The organism is Gemelliphila sp. 1F1, assembly GCF_056897515.1.
Window position 1 is genome coordinate 297,733 of sequence record NZ_JBXHBE010000002.1, and the last position, 19,541, is coordinate 317,273.

The 19,541-nt window shown below is 27.4% G+C and carries 24 protein-coding genes; 4 read left to right on the forward strand and 20 right to left on the reverse strand.

Features of this window, described 5'->3' with window-relative positions:
* Positions 1 to 233: 233 nt before the first annotated feature.
* The 15 genes from AC1XWJ_RS03615 to AC1XWJ_RS03685 form a co-directional block, all read right to left on the reverse strand.
* On the reverse strand, positions 234 to 401 hold the full coding sequence (locus tag AC1XWJ_RS03615; protein WP_483334533.1) for a hypothetical protein: 168 nt from the start codon (positions 399 to 401) through the stop codon (positions 234 to 236).
* Positions 402 to 946: 545 nt separating this feature from the next.
* Positions 947 to 1,207 (reverse strand): hypothetical protein, encoded by a 261-nt coding sequence (locus AC1XWJ_RS03620; RefSeq protein ID WP_483334534.1) that lies wholly within the window; start codon positions 1,205 to 1,207, stop codon positions 947 to 949.
* Between the two features lie 123 nt (positions 1,208 to 1,330).
* On the reverse strand, positions 1,331 to 1,672 hold the full coding sequence (locus AC1XWJ_RS03625; protein ID WP_483334535.1) for a helix-turn-helix domain-containing protein: 342 nt from the start codon (positions 1,670 to 1,672) through the stop codon (positions 1,331 to 1,333).
* Positions 1,673 to 1,693: 21 nt separating this feature from the next.
* Positions 1,694 to 1,870, reverse strand: a complete 177-nt coding sequence (locus AC1XWJ_RS03630) for a hypothetical protein (protein ID WP_483334536.1) — start codon at positions 1,868 to 1,870, stop codon at positions 1,694 to 1,696.
* Positions 1,871 to 1,882: 12 nt separating this feature from the next.
* A complete protein-coding gene (locus tag AC1XWJ_RS03635; protein ID WP_483334537.1) occupies positions 1,883 to 2,056 on the reverse strand; it encodes a hypothetical protein in 174 nt (57 codons plus the stop codon).
* Positions 2,057 to 2,078: 22 nt separating this feature from the next.
* The gene (locus AC1XWJ_RS03640) at positions 2,079 to 2,369 is read right to left on the reverse strand and encodes a hypothetical protein (protein WP_483334538.1); all 291 of its coding nucleotides are present in this window, start codon (positions 2,367 to 2,369) and stop codon (positions 2,079 to 2,081) included.
* 464 nt (positions 2,370 to 2,833) lie between these two features.
* Complete coding sequence (locus AC1XWJ_RS03645; RefSeq protein ID WP_483334539.1) at positions 2,834 to 5,065, reverse strand: VapE domain-containing protein; 2,232 nt, start codon at positions 5,063 to 5,065, stop codon at positions 2,834 to 2,836.
* The gene (locus AC1XWJ_RS03650; protein ID WP_483334540.1) at positions 5,034 to 5,285 is read right to left on the reverse strand and encodes a hypothetical protein; all 252 of its coding nucleotides are present in this window, start codon (positions 5,283 to 5,285) and stop codon (positions 5,034 to 5,036) included. Before AC1XWJ_RS03650 ends, AC1XWJ_RS03645 begins: the two co-directional genes overlap by 32 nt.
* Before the next feature lie 17 nt (positions 5,286 to 5,302).
* Positions 5,303 to 5,575: a hypothetical protein gene (locus AC1XWJ_RS03655; protein ID WP_483334541.1), complete on the reverse strand. Its 273-nt coding sequence runs from the start codon at positions 5,573 to 5,575 to the stop codon at positions 5,303 to 5,305.
* 165 nt (positions 5,576 to 5,740) lie between these two features.
* Positions 5,741 to 5,917, reverse strand: coding sequence for a ribbon-helix-helix domain-containing protein (locus tag AC1XWJ_RS03660; protein WP_483334542.1), 177 nt, complete (start codon positions 5,915 to 5,917; stop codon positions 5,741 to 5,743).
* A 315-nt stretch (positions 5,918 to 6,232) separates the two neighbouring features.
* Positions 6,233 to 6,478 (reverse strand): helix-turn-helix domain-containing protein, encoded by a 246-nt coding sequence (locus tag AC1XWJ_RS03665; protein ID WP_483334543.1) that lies wholly within the window; start codon positions 6,476 to 6,478, stop codon positions 6,233 to 6,235.
* Positions 6,479 to 6,503: 25 nt separating this feature from the next.
* Entirely contained in the window at positions 6,504 to 6,632 is a 129-nt protein-coding gene (locus tag AC1XWJ_RS03670) for a hypothetical protein (protein ID WP_483334544.1), read from the reverse strand.
* Positions 6,633 to 6,712: 80 nt separating this feature from the next.
* The gene (locus AC1XWJ_RS03675) at positions 6,713 to 6,922 is read right to left on the reverse strand and encodes a helix-turn-helix transcriptional regulator (protein ID WP_483334545.1); all 210 of its coding nucleotides are present in this window, start codon (positions 6,920 to 6,922) and stop codon (positions 6,713 to 6,715) included.
* Between the two features lie 24 nt (positions 6,923 to 6,946).
* The gene (locus AC1XWJ_RS03680) at positions 6,947 to 7,585 is read right to left on the reverse strand and encodes a BRO-N domain-containing protein (protein WP_483334546.1); all 639 of its coding nucleotides are present in this window, start codon (positions 7,583 to 7,585) and stop codon (positions 6,947 to 6,949) included.
* A gap of 68 nt (positions 7,586 to 7,653) precedes the next feature.
* Positions 7,654 to 7,863, reverse strand: a complete 210-nt coding sequence (locus tag AC1XWJ_RS03685) for a hypothetical protein (protein WP_483334547.1) — start codon at positions 7,861 to 7,863, stop codon at positions 7,654 to 7,656.
* A gap of 163 nt (positions 7,864 to 8,026) precedes the next feature.
* Here AC1XWJ_RS03685 and AC1XWJ_RS03690 point away from each other — a divergent pair, with 163 nt between their 5' ends.
* The 4 genes from AC1XWJ_RS03690 (at position 8,027) to AC1XWJ_RS03705 (ending at position 11,958) form a co-directional block, all read left to right on the forward strand.
* A complete protein-coding gene (locus tag AC1XWJ_RS03690; RefSeq protein ID WP_483334548.1) occupies positions 8,027 to 8,647 on the forward strand; it encodes a helix-turn-helix domain-containing protein in 621 nt (206 codons plus the stop codon).
* 165 nt (positions 8,648 to 8,812) lie between these two features.
* Complete coding sequence (locus AC1XWJ_RS03695; protein ID WP_483334549.1) at positions 8,813 to 9,331, forward strand: hypothetical protein; 519 nt, start codon at positions 8,813 to 8,815, stop codon at positions 9,329 to 9,331.
* A gap of 183 nt (positions 9,332 to 9,514) precedes the next feature.
* Positions 9,515 to 10,210 carry a DUF3800 domain-containing protein gene (locus tag AC1XWJ_RS03700; protein WP_483334550.1) on the forward strand — a complete coding sequence of 232 codons (696 nt, stop codon included), beginning with the start codon at positions 9,515 to 9,517 and terminating at the stop codon, positions 10,208 to 10,210.
* 602 nt (positions 10,211 to 10,812) lie between these two features.
* On the forward strand, positions 10,813 to 11,958 hold the full coding sequence (locus AC1XWJ_RS03705; RefSeq protein WP_483334551.1) for a tyrosine-type recombinase/integrase: 1,146 nt from the start codon (positions 10,813 to 10,815) through the stop codon (positions 11,956 to 11,958).
* Positions 11,959 to 12,038: 80 nt separating this feature from the next.
* Here AC1XWJ_RS03705 and rplS read toward each other — a convergent pair whose 3' ends face one another.
* From rplS to AC1XWJ_RS03730, 5 genes are all read right to left on the reverse strand, one after another.
* Positions 12,039 to 12,383, reverse strand: coding sequence for a 50S ribosomal protein L19 (gene rplS, locus AC1XWJ_RS03710; RefSeq protein WP_483334552.1), 345 nt, complete (start codon positions 12,381 to 12,383; stop codon positions 12,039 to 12,041).
* A gap of 357 nt (positions 12,384 to 12,740) precedes the next feature.
* Positions 12,741 to 13,904: a 5-methyltetrahydropteroyltriglutamate--homocysteine S-methyltransferase gene (locus AC1XWJ_RS03715; RefSeq protein ID WP_483334553.1), complete on the reverse strand. Its 1,164-nt coding sequence runs from the start codon at positions 13,902 to 13,904 to the stop codon at positions 12,741 to 12,743.
* Between the two features lie 35 nt (positions 13,905 to 13,939).
* Entirely contained in the window at positions 13,940 to 14,683 is a 744-nt protein-coding gene (locus AC1XWJ_RS03720) for a cyclase family protein (protein WP_483334554.1), read from the reverse strand.
* A 495-nt stretch (positions 14,684 to 15,178) separates the two neighbouring features.
* On the reverse strand, positions 15,179 to 17,434 hold the full coding sequence (locus tag AC1XWJ_RS03725; protein WP_483334555.1) for a DEAD/DEAH box helicase: 2,256 nt from the start codon (positions 17,432 to 17,434) through the stop codon (positions 15,179 to 15,181).
* Positions 17,431 to 19,200 (reverse strand): site-specific DNA-methyltransferase, encoded by a 1,770-nt coding sequence (locus tag AC1XWJ_RS03730; RefSeq protein WP_483334556.1) that lies wholly within the window; start codon positions 19,198 to 19,200, stop codon positions 17,431 to 17,433. The genes AC1XWJ_RS03725 and AC1XWJ_RS03730 overlap by 4 nt, the downstream gene beginning before the upstream one ends.
* Positions 19,201 to 19,541 lie beyond the last annotated feature (341 nt).

Sequence of the window (19,541 nt, forward strand, 5' to 3'; positions counted from 1 at the left end):
TTTATTAATTAATGTTTAACGTCCCCTTGGTTGTTCCAAATAAGCCTATTTAAAATTGTTTTTTATTTGTTTTACTGATATAAAAACTCATATATCTATAAAACTGCCGTCACCATAAATTTTATACCCGCGCCACTTAAACTAGTAAATTGAATTTTTGGTATGTTTATATTATACCACCCCTTGAGTATCACGGTCAAGACATCATATCGTGCTATGATGTATATATTGTATTATTTTATAGTTTCTTTCTTTTCTATGTAATTTAACTTATTATCTTGATAATTAAAGGTTATACTGCCAAATTTAGGTATTTGTTCAGCTTTTAGCTTTCCATCTTTGTAATACAGTATATAACCTTTATCTAGTAACTCGAATAAGCTTTTATCATTAGTATTCATCTTCTTGTTTCCTTTCTTTAGCTATATTTTGTAATTTTTCCTTATTTTTCTTCATTTTTCGGTATTTTTACCTTTTTTTAGTAAATTTTCATTAAAAAGACTAATTTATCAAGTCTTTCAAAGAAAATTTTAATTTATAAAGTTGATTTCCCTTAATTTATGGGGGATATCCCCTCTCCCATTGCAGTTTCGACCTTCATGCCGTGACTGTACATTTTTTCTCGCGCCACTTTACGAACATTAAGAAAATATAGCAATATACTACAAAACACTACATTTAAAAGCTGTATAGATAAATATTAAATTTAACATATAACTTTTTTATTCCAACATTTTCCAACATTTGTTTAAATTTCTTAATAGAATTTTATATAAAGTTTTGTCAGGTTTTGCTATATGATTTTTTATATAAAGTTTTAACTATATAGGATTTTACACTCACATTTTCCAACAATTTGATAAAATAAATAGCATAAGTTATAAATTTTTGGCGAAAGACTAGTGTATTCAACTATACGCTATTTATTTTAATTTAGAAGCGGAAATTACATCAACCTTACTTCTCTATTTAACCTATTTACTAATTTTTCCCCTAATTCTGCAATAGTTCGTACTATTTCTTGTTTAGAAGTATTATGAATAATTGCTAAATCTGTTGTGCTTATATTGAAATCTCTAAAACATTCAATAAAGCAATCACGTTCATATTCGGTTAAATTATCAATAAAATCATTCAATACTTCTTTTTCTCTTATCGATAAATCATCTCTTGTAATAAATGCCTCTATCTCTCGAAAAGTGTACATTGTCATAGCCTCCTTGATATGATATAATATAGTTATCTCTTTTTCATGATATTTATTTATGATTTTCTGAAATAACCTATTACATCAAATCAGGGCCTTTGCTCTGATTTTTTAGTTTACTTACTAAAACACTTCAATAGTCTTATTTAATTTATCTATAATAATTCTCTTACTATCTATATCTTTGGCATTTATTAACTCACTGGCCAACAAATCAATATATTGTATTTGTACCGCTTCTAATTCAGTATTACTATTATCAAAGTCAAATGTTGCTACTTCTAATTGCTTGTCCACATTATCATTTGTATTGTTTTCTAAAAATCTATCAATCAATTTTTTAACTGCATTGTTAGGAATATTCCCTCTTTCGTATTGAGATATACTGCTAGATGATACCCCTATTGTTTCCGCAAGTTCTATCTGTGTTAAGTTGTTTTTTACTCTATATTCTTTTAAATTCATTTTAGCACCTCTTTTCTAATTCTACATAGCTGTTATTATAAAATCTTTGTCCGCTTCTGATAGCCAATCAATAAAATCTTCGACATTATGAAAATCAACATCACTATCTTCATACATAAAATGCAAACACATTGCTAAATCACTACTAGTTATCTTCATAGTTTCATTATCTACCTTTTCGGCTTTTAGATATATCATTTTTTAGTTCTCCTATGCTTTATATCTTATTAATACCAATATACGATAATAATTCTGTGAAATATGCATTGTATCAAATTTTATATCTATTACATTCTTATCAGCTATAAATTCGTTTATATCATTCTCTATTTTATCTTTAAGGTGAGTTACTGCATATTCTAATATTTTTACTTTCTCTTTCATTTCTATAATCTCCTTTGGTTTTTTATATTATATTTTTATGCAATAATTCTACATATTTATAAAACTTAGTCGCATTATATGTAAATAACTCTTTCCAACTCTTATTGCTATGTTTAACATCAGCAGTTACTAGCACTTGCTTACCGTGAATAATGGTAGCGTCTATAATATCTACTATTTCAATATTAGCGTCTGCTAAATCTCCAAATACCCCTTCGTATTCCTCTGCCTTATGTTCAAATAGCCATATAGTAGTTACTATTTCATCCTTCCCAAAATTTTTCATACTCTCTAATCCTTCAGCTAAATTCATTTCTTTAAGTCTCCTTTTATTAATTTTAGTTTACATAATTTTTTGCAATTAATTTCAATTTTGTTTATTTATTTTGTTTTTTAATGTTTTTTAGTTTACATAATTTAAATTGTTAGCATCATTATTTTTAATTTGATATTCAAAAACACATCTAAAAACGTGCATTTTTTTATATGTGCGACAATAAATCATTGATATATCAATTTTTAAACCCATTCGCACACACGCACGTTTTTTTTGTAATACTATATAGGTTTTATATTTTATATATCTAGTGGAAAAACTGCATTTGTTTTTTTAAGGTGTAGTTGTGTAGATATATATTTATATCTTATATATTATAAAAAATAATGTGCATATGTGCGGAACACAACACAAATGCAGTAATATCAATAATTTTGAGTTCGCACGTTTTTTAAAATAATGTGTGCATATGGCGTGCATTTATTACATATGTGTGTAAATTAAAAATTGTTATTCTTTCTTTTATATCCTCTATACCTTTTTCCATTTCGTATTATATGTTCACTAGCTCTCCACCCCTCCATATTATCCATTAATTTTTTTAATTTTCTAGAATTCAATGTATTTTGATAATTTACATTATCATTATCTTTAGTTAGAAAAAATATTATTTCTTTAGTTGTTATATCTTGTATTTGTTCCTTAGGATAATCATTATAATGAATTGACTCTCTTCCATTCAATAATGCTTGTACGTAAGATTGTACTTCATATTGTTTTTCTAAGTACCACCCTTTAGGCATTTCTAACTCTAGCAAATCTATTAAATCATGTTCTATTTCGTCCATTAATAACGTTTCTTTAGCCAATTCTTGCATTATGGTAGATGTTTCTTGAGATATTAAAAGATTTTCTCCACTTTTATACCATAGGAATACTTCTGCCCATAATTGCAGTATATATTCATCATCTATTTCAAAAATAGGTTTATTAGCCATTTTATCAGCACATTTTGTTATCCAGTATCTACGATTGCCCGTTTTATCTTTTAAAAACTCTTTTTCGTTTGTAGTACCTGCAATTACATGTTGTCTAGGCACTTTTTTATATTTTATTTCGTATGGTGGTCTTATATGGTCAAAAGAAGCGGATATCCAACCTTTCATTTTATTAGATTTTGTTTTTCTTAATGCGTCAAGCTCTTCGAGTTCTACAATCCAAGCCTCTTGAGTTTTTAATTCAGTTTCTTTTGTTATCTCATCTTGTATCTTCACAGTATAGCCCATTGATAATTTTTCAATAGCAGTGCTTTTCCCTATACCTTGGCCACCTTTTAAAATAAGTATTTCATCAAATTTATATCCCGGTTGATATATTCTATAAACGGCCGCTAAAAGAAATTTCCTAGTAATTTCCCTTATATAAAATGTATCTTCTGCCCCTAACATGTCAATAAAGAATGTTTCTGCCCTTTGTACTCCGTCCCACTGTTTAGCTTCTATTATATTTTTAATAGGGTGGTACTTATACCTATTACTAATCGATATAATTGCAGTTTTTAAATCATCTTTACTAATTTTAATGTTATACTTTTTTGCCATTTCCATTCTAATAACTTCTATCATTCTTGTGTCTAATTCTGATATTTCTCCATTAGATGACCTTATCTCAATAGAATGATTGAGTTGATTAATGGCAATACTATATTGCGACAATATCATTTTTTCATAATTAGGTAGAGTTTTAAGAGGCTTGCCATTCTCATCTGTATAAATTTTAATGGGCTTGCCTGTCATTTGATTAGTAGCTTTTTTATAATTTTGTGTGTTTTTAAATTTACTTATAAAATCTTGTTTAGTAGAGAAATAAGCAATATTACCATTAGCGAGTTTTAATTCATTATTTAGGTGTTTTACATTGTTTTCTTTCCACTCTTGATTGTCTTGTGCTAATAGTTCGCAACATTCAATAGCTACTTCATAACTTATCTGTTCAGCAAGGACTGACTTACCTAAAGTAGCAATTACACTCAAATATTTATCATCTCTATTTTGCAGTCTATCCACTTCATTGTTTATATATTTAGTAAATATCTCAATAGCTTCACTATCTGATATTTGCCCTAAATTAACAGGGCTACTCTTGGCTATTTCCTTTTTTTCTTGGATAACTTCCTTAACAGAATACTTTATCCCCCTATTAACTACTACCTTATAATTATCCTTTTCTAGCTCTTTACATATAGGCAAACCTTGTAATTGTGAAAAGGTCTTAGCTGATGTATCTCCATTAACTCCTAGTAGCTTATACAGTTCAGTAATAACATTGCTATATTCGTTCCCGTTAGCGTTTCTATCTAACTCTACTACAACCCTATATCTAGGGTTATCTTCTGTGTGGCTTATGCTTGGATAATAAGCATAAGAGTATTTAGCTAATTTATCATTAAATATAGCTACTAACTCGCTATTGCTCTTTCCCGTATCTTCAATATCTAATACGGCATAATCACGATACTTCATATTGTTATTGTTTCTTATATACTGGCCATCTTTATTAGGTGTAATCTCCCCACTAATAAAATATAGAGCATTCTTTTTCTTATACGATGTTATATCTGTATCTTTAGGAACTATATCAACTGCCTTAACAAGTGCCGTAAGTAAATCATTTTTTAACTCCCTAACGTTTAATTTATTATTAGCAAACCCTTGTTGAATGTATACTGTCATTTTTACCACCTTTCTTTAGATAGTAATCAATTAATCTCTTTCCTACCATTTCAAGTCCTTTAGTATTTTTAATTTCTAAAAACATATCAAAAATTTCTTGTTGATTAGCAATACCTATCATAAATTTTTCATTTATAATTTTCACTTTTTCAAGTAATACCTTAACCTCTGCGTTAGATAGTTTCGGCAATTTGTCAACTATTATCAAATCAAACTCCATTGTAGTTCTCCTTTCTTTTATTTTGTATCATTATTACCCTTATAATGATAATCATTTACTATTCTTTCCGTTTCTTCGTTTATTTCTATAACCTTTTTAGCTATTACATCTAATAAACTTCTATAATAAGGATGTTGCGTTATTAAATCAAGGTATGTTGTCATATCATTTATATCTACATTAGTTACAAAAAATTCTTGAAGTATATGTAAAAGATTACTTACTTCTTCCATATCCGCATTGATATTTTCAATTTCCATCATTAAATCAAAACTTATTTCTTTACTCATTCTTAATCTCCTATCTTTAGTTTTTGGGCACAAAAAAATACCCTTTTTAGTTAAAAATGCTTGACTAAATAAGAGTACATAAGTAAAATATTTTATGTACCTTATTAGGTCGGGGGACTTGTTGCACTATCGCTTTGGTCGGTGGAGAGTGTTTCAAGTCTTTTTTTATTTATTAAGTAGGTTTTTAATTGCTTTTATTATCGTTTCGGATAATGTTAAATTATTTTCTTTTGAGTATTGTTCTAAATCTTTTTTTAAATCTTCGTCAACTCGAACGCCTATTCTAATATTTTTAGGAGCTAGGCTTTTAGGTCTACCTACTTTTTTATTTTTGTCGCTCATTTGGTTTCAACTCCTTTTTGTTCGACAATATTCATTGTATATTGTTCGACTTAAATTGTCAATACCTTTTTTAAAATATTTTTATGTAATTCTTATTTATTAAATTTTTATTCACACACTGCAGTATGTACAATTTATTAATTTTATGATATAATTAATCATATAAATAAAGCTTTTTATTTATGTACATGTTCATTTTTAATATTTGTGATTCTTTTGAAACTGTTATTTTCTTAACAGTTTCTTTTTTACTTATATACTCTTTTTTCAACATTCTTTTTAATCTCTTTGATATGTGCTAGATATCTTTTAAATTTATATTGTATTTTCTTTTAAAAACTTATTTATTTCACTTTCTAAATAAATATAGTGTCTACCTACCTTAGTAGGTCTTAATCCTCTTCTATTAAGTTCATATACTGTACTTTGCCCTATATTCAATAATTTCATTAATTCACTTTGATTATAGCGTTTATCTTGTACAAGATTATCTTTTACTATATCTATTACCTTATCAGCAATAGTGTTTATTAAACTTTCTTGAAATTCTTGACTTAACATTGTAATTCTCCTTTCATAAATCAAATTATGGTAATGGTGGTATCATAGCGATTAAATAAGTTATTATAAGCCATATAACATATACTGGTATAAATGTTATAAACCACGATAATATTACTAATAAATCTATTATCAATTCCTCTGCTTTTTTCATTTTTAATACTCCTTTCATATCCTTATTACTGACCAGAATTTTTTGGGCGTTATCTATCAATAGGACGGCGAAGATTTTCCCTAGTTAAATCTTCTTGTATCTCCTATGTAAATATCATCAAACGTTACATTGTATAATTTGCATAATTTTATAAACAAAGTAATCGGTATATTGCTGTTATCTCTTTCATATTTCATAATACAATCGCTTGTTGTCTTTAGTTTTTGTGCTATTTCTTCAACTGTAAATCCCGCTTCTAGTCTAGCCATTTCTAACGTTATTTGTTCCATTTATGTTCTCCTTTAGTTATTTTGCTATTTATTAAATAATATGCTTACTATATCTAAATAACTTTTATTTAACGATATAAGCCCAATTACTGCATTTTCTAACACTGTGTATTCTTGTAGTTCTTTAGCATTAAAAACATCTAATGCAGTTGTTTTGGATTGCCTATTAGCCTTTAACTGCTTGGCATTCATACCAGTTACCTTTTTAAGCAGTAAGTCTGTTATCTGCTTATAACTCCATTTATTATAGTGTTCCCAATTCTTGATAGCCTCTGTTAAAGTCTTTCGTTGGGGCTTTTCTAATGCTCGAGCTATTTTGAAATTAAAGTTTTCTTTCTCTAACTTTTCTAAATATTCGTATAGCCATTGCCTAAATTCTTTACCTTTTTCAGTACGTGACAGCATACCAATTTCAAATATTCCTCGTTTATTGAATAAACGTGTTTCATATCGTTTACCGTCAGTAGCCGACAGTTTGTCGGTAACTGAAAAAATTTTATCCTTTAAATAAGGGTATCTTTCAATCATCTTTTCAATACTTTTTCTATTTTTATATCCAAACCCTTGAGCTAATTGCTCAATAGTTACAAATACATCTCTTCTCTTATCAATGTAAAAATCAATTTCTAATGTGCCAAATTGATTGCTTGTTATTAGTCGCATTTGGTTGCTCCTTTTATGTTTATTTGATTAATGTAAGATTATAACTTTATACTTTTTGAACTTGAAAATTAAAAAAATAAATCTTCTATACTTGTATCTATTCCCATACCTTTAAATAGCTTTACTAATATAATCTTTTCGCTATCTTTAAAAGGTGTAACACCTATTTCTTTATTTCTATAAGCTGTAGTAGATATATTTAATATTTTCGCCATTTGTGGTCTTGTTTTTCCTACCATTGCCCTATAACCTGCAATTATGTTTAATTTCTTTCCCATTATTTTTCTCCTTTTTTTGAACTTTTTGAACTTATATTTTATATTATAAAATAACTTTCTTATTAAGTCAATATTTTTTTTGAACTTTTAAAACTTTTTATTTTAATTTAGAGTTTTATATAGTATAATTACATTGTAAGATTATAATAAAGGACTAATTAAAATGAAACTACTAATTAATAAAAAAAATGTTGGTCAGCGTATTTTCAATATTAGAAAAGAAAGAAATGACACATTGGAAGAATTTGGAAAGTTATTTAACGCTAGCAAAAGCAATGTTTTAGCTTGGGAAAATGGCTCAAGTTTACCGAATAAAATAAGAATTGATAAAATAGCTAAAAAAGGTAATTTAACAGTAAATGAATTACTATATGGCTCAATAGATGAATTTATAAAAAATAATTATGATGACTTCTTCCTTGCTGATACACTATTAAATTATATAGTAAATAATAATATTCATTTAGATATAAATAATATTGATAATATAGTAGACACACTTCAACCTCTTGTGGAAGAATTTAATAAAGGAGTTGAAGAAGCTGAAAAAAATTCAACTTATTTAAAATTACACGATAATGATAAAGAATATTATGTAAATGAAAATATAACTAATTTACTTAAGACTATTACATATTTAAATAATATAGTATATGACTTTAATTGCAAATTAACAAAGGAAGAAATAACAGTATTAAAGGATACTATTAACAATTTAAATGAAACGTTAAATGTACTTTTAGAAAATCATATTGACGGTGTTTTTGAAATACCTAAAGAATAGAAAGAAGCAAAAATAACACTCAATACCAACCAACCCTAACTACGAAACTATCTTTTACAGCAAGGAGGATATAGAAAGCCTACCAGTAACGATTATAGGTAAGGTAGTAGAGCTTAGGGCTAAGTTTTAATAATATAAAGTGCAGGAAAGGGGGAGGAATATAACATGAAAAAATATATAAACAAGATTAAAATTAAAATAATACTTAAATGTATAAGAAAAAATAATCTAGAAAATGATATACTAGATGAACTTACACCTAAAACTAATACAGAAGAGATAAAACAGTCTTTATCAAACTTAATAAAAAATCATCTTAACGTAAAAAACGTTACAGATGAATTAAATAGCTTATGGAATTGCGATAAAAAGATAATCTATGATGAGTTAAATAAATTTGATAAAATAGAATTACTTGCTATAAAATCTAGTATACTTGCTAAAGAAAGCATACTTAATCTTTTTGCTAAACCTGTATTTATTGTATTTATTACCTTAATAATTACAGACAATTCTATTATAAAGTGTCTATTGGGAACTAATGTTTATAATATTGTTTATATAGTCCTTGTAGTTCTTATTTTCTACTTTTTAATTATATTTCAATTCAAAGAAAAAATTGCTATAGAAAGGATAGCACACTTAATAAATAACTACATAGATGAAATATTAGCAAATAGATAAAAAAAGTAGAATAACTAAAATCACAAAAAATAACTAAACAAAAATATTGATTTTTTTAAAAAAAGTATTAAAATTATATACATAGGAAATTAGCATTTGACATTACTACGGTTGTCAAGTGTGCAGATACTGTGTATATATTTATATATGTACACGGTATTTTTGTTTTTTATGGAGGGATTAATGGAAGATATAAATAGTTCTACCCTATCAATATATATTGACGAAAGCGGTAGTATGAAGAAAAATTCAAAAAAATATAAAAGCTTTATAATATGCCTAATAATACCAACAGACAAGAAAAAGCTGAAAAGAGTATTTAAACGCTATATATCCAAAAATATAAATAAACTTAAAAATATAGATAAACAAAATAAAATGTTTAACTCAAATGGAAAATTTATAGAAATAAAAGGTTCTAGCCTTGACAAAGACATAAAACTAGACTTTATGGATTATTTCACAAAAAATAAATTATTTGAAATATACTATATACACTTGGATAATCATTTAATAGATGAAAATATGTATAAATCAACTGCAAGAGCTTTTAACTATACTCTACGTTTATTGTTAGAACATTATGTAACAAATCACTATAAAAATAGTTCCTATGTTCTAAATATAGATGAGAGAAATCAAAAAACAAAAACTAAATATTTTTTAGAAGAGTATCTAAACACTGAAATAGGTATTGAAAAGAAAATATTATTTAAAGTAAACTATTTTGATAGTAAAAACAGTAATTTAATACAAATTGCAGATGTGTTTTCTAACATTTACTATTCTAATGATATAAATAATCTATATACAGAACAATTCCAAAAGTTAAAAAAAATGGGAATATTAAAAACTATATTCCACTTTCCAAAAAAATAATAAACTGAAATTAATTATTATTGTATTTTTATTTTTTTTATGATATTATAATAATAGTAACAGTAAGTCTTGATGATACGACATTATATTTAGTTAAGTGTTATGTGTTAGCACCGTACTCAAGCAATTACTTTAAACATAAATAAATTTAAAAGTACAGGTAATTTACTTGTACTTTTTTTATTTGGTCTAGTTGAAATATAATACTTTAACTATCAACCATTTTAAAGGGTCATTTAACCGCTTCTTATATAAGATGAACATTTATATCAAAAAATAATTTTCGTTGAAATTTACCCCTATTTTGAGTGTGTTTTTTGATGATAAAACAATATCTATATAAAATTTTAAATAAATAGGATATTTTTGATGAAATTTAATGTTTTTTAGATCGTTTTTCTGCATATATATTTAATATAAGTTTTGATATTATCATATTTACAAACTAAATGCGAAAAAATTTTTTAAGCGAAAATTGTACACGGAAAAGAGCCCACCGCTCTATATTATTTCTACCCTTTAACATTTAAGGGAGGGGGCTATATGACACATTTTTATTAATTTCTTTGATATGTGCTAGATATTAAGAAAGGATAATAAAAATGATAAAACAATACATAAATAAAAGAGATAATAAAAAATACTATATGTTTCAAATTTATCTAGGTAAAGATGAAATAACAAGAAAAGATAAATATACAACTAGACGAGGGTTTAGAACAAAAAAAGAAGCGGAGATTGCTTATTCTAAATTGAAGCTAGAAGCAAGTGAAATACTAAATACAGTAAATAAAGATATTACTACATTCAAAGAATTATTTGAATTATGGTATGACGGATATAAATTTACCGTAAAAGAAAGTTCCCTAATAGTTACTAATTCAATATTTAAGGTAATATTATCCAAGTTCGAGTATATGCAGTTAAAAAAGATATCAGTAGCCTATTGTCAAAAGGTACTAAATGAATGGTCTAAAAAGTATGACACATATAAAAAACTAAAATCTTACGTTGTAAATATGTTTAACTATGCTATTGAATTAAAAATAATGACTATTAACCCTATGGCCATCGCTAAAACTCCTAAAAAGCCACCTAAAATATGTGATAATAAAGACTTATACTATACAAAAGATGAATTAAAGCATTTTTTCTCTTTGATACAAGATAGTGAAGACTTACAAACTATAGTAATGTTTAGGTTATTAGCATTTACAGGTTGTAGGAAATGTGAGTTATTAGCTTTGAAATGGGAAGATATAGACTTTGATAATAAAATAGTAAATATCAATAAAACAATAGCCTATAATTCTAAATATGAAACTATAATACAAACCCCTAAATGTAAAGCTAGTATTAGAAAAATAAGCATAGATGACACAACTGCATTGATGTTAAATAAATGGAGACTTCAACAAAAGGTATCATTATTTAAAATAGGTTATAATGCTAACAATAAAAATCAACTCTGCTTTAGCAATCCAATTAAAAATACATATTTAAGTAAATCATATTTAAATTATCGTTTAAACGCTATATGTAAAAAACACAATTTTAAAAAAATAAAGATACATGGGTTTAGGCATACACATTGCAGTCTACTATTCGAAAGTGGAGCAAGTATTCAAGAAGTACAAGAGCGTTTAGGCCATTCAGATATCAAAGTAACTATGAATATATATGCACACGTAACAGAAAAACAAAAAGAATATGTAGGGCAAAAATTTGCTAAATATGTGAATTTTTAAAAACACATTCAAAAACACATTCAAGTCCAAAATAAAAAGCCCTATAACTTGATAATATAGGGCTTCTTTTTGTGTTGTTATTAACGTACTTCTTTAATACGAGCTGCTTTACCACGTAGGTTACGTAAGTAGTATAATTTAGCACGTCTTACTTTACCTTTACGTACCACTTCAATTCTGTCTACTTTAGGAGTGTGAACTGGGAATGTTCTTTCTACTCCAACTCCGTTAGAAATTTTACGTACAGTATAAGTAGCAGAAATTCCGCCACCACGACGTTTAATTACTACTCCTTCAAATTGTTGGATACGTTCACGTCCACCCTCGATAATACGAACGTGTACTCTTACTGTATCCCCTGCTCTGAACTCAGGAATGTCAGTTCTTAATTGTGATTGTGTAATCTTTTCGATTAATTTACTCATTTTTTTCTCCTTTGTTTACAAAATGCTCGTTACTAACTCTTGTTAGCAGAGGAACATCGTAATTAATGCCACAGCATCCCTATGATTATATCATTTTTCATATTCTTATGCAAGAACTTTTGAGAATAATTTTACTTGTTTTTTATTACTAAACATATTAAATTAATTTCACTTAAATAACATTAAATAAATAACATAATAAATATTAAAATTTATTATGAGTGTACAAAATTATTAACATATCATAACAAAATTTCTTTTTGCACAAAATAATACAAATTTATAATAAAAATATTTAAAGCAACCTTGTTCTATAACTTATAATAATGTTTTGGTAAATTTTGTAAAATGTATTTTTTATTCGTCTCCCCATACTTCTGAAACGATTTCTTTGATAAGTTTAATTTTTTTCCACTGATCTTCTTCTGTTAAAATATTTCCTTCTTCTGTTGAAGCAAATCCACATTGTGTACTTAAATATAAGTTTTCTAACGGAACATATTGAGCAGCTTCATTAATTCTCCTTATAACTTCTTCCTTGTCTTCTAAATCCGCAAATTTTGATGTCAATAAACCTAAAACAACTTTCTTCCCTGGCGTTACTTTAACTAATGGTTCAAATCCTCCCGCTCTTTCTGTATCGAATTCTAAATAATAAGCATGCACATTTTCTTCACCAAATAATACATCTGCTACACTGTCATATCCACCTTGACATCCCCATGTAGAATGGAAATTACCACGACAAATGTGCGTATTAACTACTAAATCTTCTGGTAAGTCTATCAAAATTGAATTATTTAATTTAATAAAATCCGTTGACAATTCTTGACGAATTTCTTCTGGAGTTTTACCACTACCATCAGAAATAATAGTTAAAATATTATCATCTACAATAGCTCCCCACGTACAATCATCCAACTGTAAATTTCTACAACCTGCCGCATACAACTCATCAACAACTGTACGATAAGCTTTGGTAATATCATTAAACAGTTCATCTTTGTCTGGATAAATTGTGAACGTTTGTGCTACATGTTCAGAATCTCTAACTAATTCAAAATAAAGCTGTGCTGGCGCAGGAATAGTTTGACGTGCTATACCATCTTCACCCACTTCTTGTTTTAAAAACTTGAAATGTTCCACAAATGGATGATTCTCCCCTGTAATTTTACCTGATAAGCTAGCCGAATCCGGTTTTGTTGTCTCATCGTGGAATTGATATCCAGTTTTAGCTTGAGTATGTTCAACACCATTTAATCCCCAAAAGAAATCTAAATGCCAGTACGCACGTCTAAATTCTCCGTCTGTAATTCCCTTTAATCCAATCTCTTTTTGTTTAGAAACTAATTCTTTAATAAGTTTATCCTCTACTGATGTCAATTCTTCTCGTGTAATGTCTCCGTTATTAAATTTTTCTCTTGCTTCAACCAACTCTTTTGGTCTTAAGTATGAACCTACGTGATCTACTCTAAATGGTGCATTGTTTTTGTTACATTGACATGTTTGTTTTTTTGTCATATTGTTTTCCTCCTAATATTATCATTAATTTCTTATTATTCTAAATCTGGCAGTATTGTAATAACTCTAACTGGTGATCCTGTTGCTTTAGTCCAATTTGGATAAGCAATAGAAATCAATGCACCAGTTGCAGGAACTTTGTCTAAGTTAGCAAGTACCTCTACTTGATAAATTCCTTGCTCTAATAAGTAATGCTCTTCATATAAAAATCCTTTTTCGTTAGCAGTTACTCCTGCATCTGTATCTAACGTTTCATGACCCACTGCTTTAACTTTTCGTGTGTGAATTAAATATTCTAAAGCATCTCTACTCCAACCTGGTGTACGGGCAACGCCATTATCATCTAAGTTTCTTACCTTATCGACATTAGGCCAACGCTTTGACCAATCACTACGAAAAGCAACAAAAGAATTTTCAGAAATTGGACCATACTTTTTCTCAAAATCCAAAATATCTTGTTTACTTAATTCATAATCATTGTTCTCTGATACTTCTAATGATTTGTCAATAACATACAATGGTAGTAATAAATCTTTTAAATCTATATCATCTAGCCATTTGCCATTTTCAACAAAATGTATCGGTGCGTCAATATGTGTACCGTATTGACCAACGACTGTTATTTTTTGCACATGAAAACCATCTTTTAGTGTGAAAACATCCTCTTTTTCTAATGCTGGTAACAGTGGAAATCTTGGAGAATTTTCATCAATCTGGTGCGATAGATTAACCCATTTTCTTGATTTTAGTACGTTGTAAATATCCAACAAATTTGTCATAATGCCTCCTTCTTGTTGATTGGCTTTTAGTATAGCTTATAGAAAATAAAAAAGACCTCGAGCAAGACACTTGCTCAAGGACGTCAAAAAACGTGGTACCACCTTGTTTTATAGTTAAATACTACCTCTTTAAAAGAATACGCACGTTATACGTGTTATATTCCTAAGCTATATCGGGCTTCCCCGTAGTAATCTAATAAAATCGACTACTAACATTCAAAGACCATTTTAAAAGTTTCCGAATTGATCTCCTTTCACCTAACGAGACTCTCTGTACAATCATTCACTTTTATCTTCTTATCAACATGTTATATCATTTAATTTTAGAATAATTATACATATTTTTCTGAAAATTGTCAATGTTTTTTCGAAAATAATATTATAAAATTAATTGTAAATTAAACAAAGCTAAAAAGATATCATTTCAAAAGGTTTATTTTCATAAAAAAATTATGTGAGAGATAGTTTTTTATCTCCCACATTTATTATAAAATTTTAAAATATCTCTTCGAGTAATTTCCAACTAATATCGCTCATGTTATCAACATATTCTGTATTATTAAAATAAAGTTCATCATTTCTATCTCTAACAAAACCAAAATTGTATCCATGTTTATTAGCAAATTCTTTAAATGCTTCAAATTTATTTTCAATTTGAACATCAATATTTTTACTCTGTCCGTTACTTTCTCCACCTTTAGTTTCAATTAGCCAAATAGAATCATCTTGAAGTTGAATAATATAATCTGGATAAAATAATCTTTGTTTATCAAAGTTTGTTCCATAAACAATAGATAAATACTGTTGACCTATATCGCCATTTTTATAAACATATTTGACGTTTGAATTATCATCGCAATAATTTTCAAATAATCTTTCTGATTTAGACCTAAAATCATCTGTTATCATTGAAGTATTATATTCTTTGTAAACATTTAATTTTAAAGTACGAATATTCGACTCAAATGGTGCATAACGATAATGTTCTTCAAGTGGAATCGAAAAATCCTCCACTCTATTTTCTAAAAATGCCATTTGTTTGTACTTAAGCCCCGAAAATTTGATAAAATCTTCTTTTAATATATCTACATTATTAAGTACAAATGCATAAAATTCTTTTAAATTTAGATTTAATAACTTATTCTTTTTATAACCAAAATTTTTTAAAAATAAAGTTTCTAATATTTGACGCGTTGTAGTATAACTTAAACCTACATGCTTTTTAATTACATCAATACAATATAGAAGATCAATTCCATGAATATGTGTGTTTACTTCCGTATCTATCGTACCATATTGAGCATTTTCTTCATTTACTTGCATTAAAGTTGAATATTTACCTGTTAAGTATTTTCTTTTTATTACCGCATCTAAAATAAAACCATTATTTTCAAGTCGAACATAATTATCTTGTTTAATTCCACTAAGTGAGTATTTTTCTTTGAAGAACTCATAAATTTTCTTACGCATTAATTGTTCATCAACATAATTACCATCTTGATTTCTTAATTCTTTTTTTAACTTAATTATTTTTGCTTCGTTTTTTAAGAAAAGTCTTTGTGTTTCAAAACCATTACCTGAGTTTATAACATTTAATTTATATTTTTCATCGAATGTGTATAAGTAAGAACAGTCTAAGATATCTTTTCCATAATGTTTTGCTTTCGGCATTCTTCTAAGTCTTCCTAATGTTTGAATCTCAAAAGTATCACTCATATTTTCACGCAATTTAACAAGTATTTTAGCTCGGGGACAATCCCAACCAGTAGCTAAGGCCTGTTTAAATAGTAAAAATACAGGTGTGGCATTTCCATTCGTAATAATATCTTCTTCTGTTGTTCCAATATTAACTTTACCTAGCTTTTTAGATTTTCTAGCTTTGTCTTCTTTACTTTCAACACTAAACCATGAAGCAAGTAGTTTATTTTCATAACTGTATCCCATACTGTTCAATTTATTCTCAACAAACTCAATAAGTTCATCGTTTAGATTAGGAAATTGAACTAGTACAAGCGGTCTTATATCTTCATTTTCATCTATATAGGCTTGTGCTATTTCTTTTCTTACTTCATCGGCTTTTTCAAGAAGTATCTCAGCTTCATTTTTCGGATTACTAACATTAACTGACTCTAATCCTTTGTTGATATACATAAATCTTGTAATTAATTCTTCATTTATTACGTCTACTTCCGGTATTTCATAAAATTCTCCAACAACTCTTTTATTAGGTGTTGCAGATACTCTAATTTCATATTTTGCATTGATACTTGAAATAATATCATCGGCTTTTGATGTATTATTCTGATGTTCTTCATCAATGATAATAATAAAATTTTGACTTTTTTGATGTGCTTCCGAAATTCTTTCGAAAAGATTTTTTCTTTCACTATCTCTAATTGCTTTATTATCTTTTTTCGTAATTGTTTCCCAATTAATAAAATAAGTAGTTCCGCTTATAAAACCATTGGATAAAATATCAAATAACGACCCTGTTTTTAAACTAGGTGCAAAACGATTCATCTTTTCTTTTGATTGTTCTTCAAGATCTCCTTTACCGGGACAAAACCAACAAATAATATCATCTTTATTATAATCTAAATATTTTTCAATATAGGCTACTAAAATAATTGTTTTTCCACTTCCTGTTGGACTTTGTAGTACAATTTTGGACTTAGAAGAACTATCTGTTGTTTTCTCAAAAAGAAAATCTACCGTCCTTTCTTGAAAATTTTTTAGACTTAATCCAATCATAGCTCTCCAACCTCCCTTAGTTCATTTCTGTAATAATATTCTGGAATATCTATTAACGTTACATTCTTATCATCTAAAATTCGTCGATGTGTTCTTGATAAAAATATTCCAGATACTATAAATAATTTTCCATTTTGTTTTATTTTTTCTACTAATCGGTCTAAATTTTCTTCATTATCTACAATAATATATTTCTCGTTATCTATTTCAATATGATGTTCCAATTCTATAAGTTCTTTAATATTATCTAATATTTTTTCTGAAACAATTTCCTCATCTTCATCACTTAAATATTTAGAGATAAATTCTGTTTTGAAGTATTTTAAATTATGTGGTAATTCTTCTTGAATATTTTTCAGTCTTTGGTAGGTAACTTCTTCACAAATATTATTTTCATTGTTCGTACAAAGAATATATTTTCTATTACCACCATCTTCTTTGTTTAGTTGTGCAACTGCATGCCCAGTAGTCCCAGATCCGGCGAAGAAATCTAATACAGTTATATTCTTGCTATCTTTCAGAGTGAGCAGTAATTTTATTAGTCCTATATTCTTTGGATAGTCAAACGGCGACTTACCACTAAATAATTTAGCTAATTGTTGTTTAGCCGATGTTGTCTTCAAATCAATTTCGTATACTTCTTTTTTATTATCAATAATCGCTTCATATTTTCGATTAATTAATAAATTTTTAATGCGAATTGTACTTCTAAAATTTTTTTCGTAAATTTTGTTATCAGTAAAATCTAAAGCATAATTTTGAAGTAGCTCTTCTAATTTTCGTTGAGTATATGTATTCTCAGTGAAACAATTATCTTTATAACTGATATACCGTATAAATCCTTGATCAAGCAAATCGTTATTTACTTCATAAACACTGTTCTCTTTTATAAATCTATAGGATTTATCTCGTTTTCTAAAATAGAGTGAGTAATGTTTATCAGACAAATAATCAGACACTAACTTATTGAAATTATTTTCTCCAACAATTACCCTCCTACCACTACCATGTACATAATTCCCTTCACTATCTAACCTCATATCAGACGACGCTTTTGGAATATTTTCAACAAAATATGCTACCTCACTATTTTTAGCGTAAGCCATACAGTATTCACTAGTAACAGAAGAAAAATTTGAATTTTTACGTCCCTTTGGATTATTTTCAACAATAAATTGAGTTAAAAAATTTAATTCCCCAAACACTTCATCACAAAGTAATTTAAGTTGTGCTTGCTCGTTATCATCTATTGAAATAAAAATTACCCCAGAATCAGAAAGTAAACTTCTAGCGATATTTAATCGTTTACTCATAAAGCTTAACCATTTACTATGAGAGTATCCGTCATTTTTATCTACAATTTTATCATTGTAGATAAAGTCCTTGTTTCCCGTATTATACGGTGGATCAATATATATCACATCTATTTTTCCCCTATGAGTTTTCTCTAAAAGATGTAGGCTGTGCAGATTATCCCCTTCGATTAAAAAATTATAATCATCTGCTTCAGGATTTCCAACTATTTTCCTATCTTTATTTTCTACCAAGACAGGAATTTTAGATTTCATCTCTTCTTCTACAACTTCTGCATGCTCTTCCCAAACCAAGCCGTATTTTTTAGTATTCAAAAGACGAATTAACTCTTCTAGTTTGCTAATATCTTCATTGCGATTTTCTTTACGAGCTTGTTCTATGAGATGCTCCACATAATGAATAGCTTCATCTTTTTCGTTTTTTCTCGGGCGTTCAATGAAGTGTTTAGTCATTACAAAACACCCCCTTTATAAAAAGAGGGTGTTTTTAGGCATATTAAAAAAAGGTATAATCTACCTATTGTTTGTTTGTTTGTTTGTTTGTTTGTTTGTTTGTTTGTTTGTTTGTTTGTTTGTTTGTTTGTTTGTTTGTTTGTTTGTTTGTTTGTTTGTTTTAAGTATATCCATCTTCAAGTTCCTTGTCAATTATTTAATATTATTATATAACTAAAATATATATTATTTCAATAGCTAACGTCAAAAAACTTAGATAACGTAGATTAATTACAGCAATTTCAACCATGCCTGTCAACCTCACACCTATTTTCATGATGTCTTGGATATAGTAGTATTTT